Below are 1,181 nucleotides of genomic sequence, written 5' to 3'. Positions count from 1 at the left end.
CTCTGTACACGACAAATTTCACAGAACCCTTATCCTATCAGGATTCTGCTTTCTTAAAATTGCCAAAATTTCCTTAAACTCTTCTTTTTTCCCAAAACCAATTAAACGCTGAATCGCCATTTGAACATAGTCTAAACCATAGCGAAATAAACTCATTGAGAGTCGTCCATGCTTCTTTATTTTTATCGCTTTTTTTTGATTATGTTGCCATTCACCCGTTAAGTAACACCAACAGAAGCTTATAGTTAACACCGCAATCAATTTTTTCACTCGTCTAGGGTCTGTCAAGCGCGTATTTTCAAGATTAAACCCGCGTCCTTTGAGACAACTGAATAAGGTTTCAATTTCCCAGCGTAATGCATAATCCTGAATAGCATTGGCATTAAACTGAGGAGAAACGACGAGTAAAAGCTCTCCATTTTCTAACTGTAGTGCACTTATATATAGTTTCACCCGACCAACCAAAATCCGTCGTTTACGACATTCAATTTGACCAACTTTAAGATGGCGAAATAAATCACTAATTTTATGATTCTTTCCTAAATGATTGGTGACAATGAAGTTTTTTTAACACGAATGCAGAAGTTGATGTCTTGTTCAATTAACCATGTAAACCACTGCTCACCGATAAACTCTCTGTCTGCGAACACATTCACAATACGGTCTTTACCAAAAATGGCTATAAAGCGTTGAATCAAAGCAATACGCTCTTTCGTATCTGAATTTCCACGTTTATTAAGCAATGTCCAAAGGATAGGTATCGCTATTCCACGATAAACGATTGCGAGCATCAGGATATTAATATTTCGTTTTCCCCATTTCCAATTGGTTCTATCTAAAGTCAGTTGCACTTGGTCGAATGAAAACATATTGAAAATCAACTGAGAAATTTGACGATAATCAAAATACTGACCTGCAAAGAAGCGCTGCATACGTCGATAAAATGATTGTGGTAAACACTTGATGGGCAAGGCTTTAGATGCAGAAGAAAGATTACATGTTTGCTTTAAAATAATCACAAGCATGATGAGCGCAAAGCACTTTAAATGTGACTTGTTCCATTTTAGAGATTTGTTTAAGATAAGATATAACTCATTGAGATGTGTCATAGTATTCGTCGTTAGAAAACAATTATTGTGACATTATTTCAATGAGTTATCTATTTTTGTCGTGTACAGAGA

1 protein-coding gene is annotated in these 1,181 nt (G+C 35.6%); it reads right to left on the bottom strand.

Going from position 1 to position 1,181, the window contains the following annotated elements; all coding sequences use genetic code 11:
* Positions 1–18: 18 nt before the first annotated feature.
* Positions 19–1,109 (bottom strand): IS4-like element ISAba1 family transposase gene (locus FTU38_RS16730; RefSeq protein ID WP_120366390.1). Its coding sequence is split into 2 segments (ribosomal slippage): positions 19–569 and positions 569–1,109, totalling 1,092 coding nucleotides; the frame shifts between segments, so codons are not numbered across the junction.
* Between the last annotated feature and the right edge of the window lie 72 nt (positions 1,110–1,181).

Source organism: Acinetobacter sp. YH12098 (assembly GCF_013419235.1).
Taxonomy (GTDB): domain Bacteria; phylum Pseudomonadota; class Gammaproteobacteria; order Pseudomonadales; family Moraxellaceae; genus Acinetobacter; species Acinetobacter amyesii.
Note: the sequence above shows the minus strand (reverse complement) of the source record. Positions and strands in the feature narration are given on the sequence as shown.